2 protein-coding genes and 1 pseudogene are annotated in these 2,546 nt (G+C 68.8%); all 3 read left to right on the top strand.

Translation table 11 applies throughout. From position 1 onward, the window contains the following. Positions 1–834 (top strand): 5-dehydro-4-deoxyglucarate dehydratase (locus tag ACIOWN_RS34480; RefSeq protein WP_401984475.1); only part of this gene is annotated, 834 nt, incomplete at its 5' end. A gap of 63 nt (positions 835–897) precedes the next feature. Continuing rightward, positions 898–2,235, top strand: a complete 1,338-nt coding sequence (locus ACIOWN_RS34475) for a gluconate:H+ symporter (protein ID WP_401984473.1) — start codon at positions 898–900, stop codon at positions 2,233–2,235. Positions 2,236–2,346: 111 nt separating this feature from the next. Further along, a pseudogene (locus tag ACIOWN_RS34470) lies at positions 2,347–2,546 on the top strand (glucarate dehydratase); the annotation flags it as partial.

Here is a 2,546-nt window from a genome sequence, read left to right as displayed (position 1 = left end):
GGCGCCTTCCGTGCCTACCTCGAACGGCAGCTCGCGGCCGGCCCGGGCGCGGTCTTCCCCGCCTGCGGGACGGGTGAGTTCACAGCCCTGGACGAGGACGAGTACCGCACAGTCATCACCATCGCGGTCGACGTGGCACGCGGACGCCTTCCGGTCGTCGCGGGTGTCGGCTACGGCTGGGCCCAGGCACTGCGCTTCGCGCGGATCGCGCAGGACGCGGGCGCGGACGCCGCCCTCGTCCTCCCGCACTATCTGATCCAGGCACCCCAGGACGGCCTCGTGGAACATTTGCGCAGGATCGCCGACGGCACCCGGTTGCCCCTGATCGCCTACCAGCGCGACCAGGTCGCCTTCACCGCCGACAGCCTGCGCGACATCGCCCGAATCCCGACCGTCATCGGTCTGAAGGACGGTCACAGCGACCTCGACCGCCTGCAACGCCTCACCCTGGCCGCGCCCGACGACTTCCTCTTCTTCAACGGCGCCGCCACGGCCGAGGTCCAGGCTCGTGCGTACGCCGGTATGGGCGTGCGCGCCTATTCGTCGGCCGTCCACGCATTCGCCCCGGAAATCGCACGCGCCTTCTTCGAGGCCTTTCACAAGAACGATTCGGACCGCATGGACGAGTTGCTGCGCGGCTTCTACGTCCCGCTCGTCGAACTGCGTGACCGCAGGCCCGGGTACGCCGTCTCGCTGGTCAAGGCAGCGGCCCGGCTGCGCGGACTGCCCGTGGGCTCCGTACGCGCCCCGCTCACCGACCCCGGCCCGGACGACCTCGCCACCCTCCGCGATCTCCTGGACCACGGTCTGGAACTGGTCGGCGTCGAGCACTGACCCCGAGCGGAAGCCCAACAGCCGGAAGACAGCCGACAGCACAGTTCAAAGGAGAACTGATTCATGCCACTTGTCGTCGTCGGGATCAGCGTGCTGGTCCTGCTCTTCCTCATGACGAAGCTCAGACTGAACGGCTTCGCCTCCCTCCTCCTCGTGGCCGTCGGCGTTGCCCTAGTGCGAGGGATCCCGGTCGCGGACATCCCGGACGTTCTCTCCAAGGGCATCGGCGGCCAGATCGGCGACACGATGCTCACCATCGGGCTCGGCGCGATGGTCGGCCGTGTCATGGGGGACTCCGGCGCCGCCCAGCGCATAGCCGCCAAGCTGCTCGCTGTCTGCGGTCCGCGCTGGGTGCAGGTCGCCATGGTGCTGACGGCCATGCTCATCGGCGTCACGATGTTCTACGAGGTCGCCTTCGTCATCATCGTGCCCGTCGCCTTCACGCTCGTGCGGGTCACCCGCTCGAACCTGCTCTGGGTCGGACTGCCGATGTCCATCGCGCTGTCCACCATGCACAGCTTCCTGCCCCCGCACCCGGGCCCGACGGCGGTGGCCGCGACCTTCCACGCCTCGGTCGGACTGACCTTGTTCTACGGCCTGTTCATCGCCGTCCCGGCCGGCGCGCTCATCGCCCTGGTGTGGCCGAGGCTGCCGTTCGTCCGGGCGATGAACCCGTCCGTGCCCACGGGCCTGGTGAGCGACCGCACCTTCGAGGAGGAGGAGATGCCGAGCACCGCCTGGTCGCTGTCGGTCGCCCTCCTGCCCGTGGTGCTGATCGCGGGCGCGGCGGTGACAGACATGGTCACCTCGGCGGACACCGCGGTGATGCACTTCATCAACTTCGTCGGCTCGGCGCCGATCGCGCTGCTGCTGACGCTGCTCGTCGCGGTCTGGGCCTTCGGACCGCGCATCGGCCGGAGCCTGGAGGAGGTCAGTGCCTCGTGCCGGGGAGCGGCGCAGGCGATGGCGATGATCCTGCTGGTGATCGGGGCCGGCGGCGCCTTCAAACAGGTCCTCGTGGACGGCGGGATCTCGGACTACATCAAGCAGGCGACCTCGGGCTGGTCCGTCTCGCCGATCATCCTGGCCTGGCTCATCGCCGTGATCCTCAGGGTGGCGCTCGGCTCGGCGACGGTCGCCGTCGTCACGGCGTCCGGTGTCGCGCTGCCGCTGGTCGCGGGCAGCGGGATCCACGCCGAAATCATGGTGCTCGCCGTCTCCTGCGGCTCGATCGCCTTCTCGCACGTCAACGACCCGGGCTTCTGGATGTTCAAGGAGTACTTCAACCTGTCGGTCATCGACGCGATCAAGGTCCGTACCACCTACACGACCGTCCTCGCGATCCTCGGCCTGGGCGGCGTCCTGGCCATGGAACGTGTCCTGGACGCCCTCAACCTGTGAGTGGAAGCCCTCACCCGTGAGCGGGCGCTGTAGCACTCCACGAGCGGCGCCCCGCCCACGGGGCAGTTCCCCCCCCCACGCCCAACCCCCTAGCAACGAAGGATTCACCTCATGAGCCAGCCTGTCATCACCCGCTTCTCCGTGTACCCGGTGGCAGGCCGTGACTCCATGCTGCTGAACCTCTCCGGCGCGCACGCCCCGTACTTCACCCGGAACGTCCTCGTCCTCGAGGACTCGGACGGCCGGACGGGACTGGGCGAGGTACCGGGCGGTGAGGACATCACCCGGACGCTACGCGAAGCCGAGTCCCT

The sequence above is a fragment of the Streptomyces sp. NPDC087787 genome (assembly GCF_044743035.1).
Lineage (GTDB): Bacteria > Actinomycetota > Actinomycetes > Streptomycetales > Streptomycetaceae > Streptomyces.
Note: the sequence above shows the minus strand (reverse complement) of the source record. Positions and strands in the feature narration are given on the sequence as shown.

Bases quoted from the DNA above. Each gene is read 5' to 3' on its own strand.
- ACIOWN_RS34475 (WP_401984473.1), top strand. From the start codon at position 898: ATGCCACTTGTCGTCGTCGGGATCAGCGTGCTGGTCCTGCTCTTCCTC.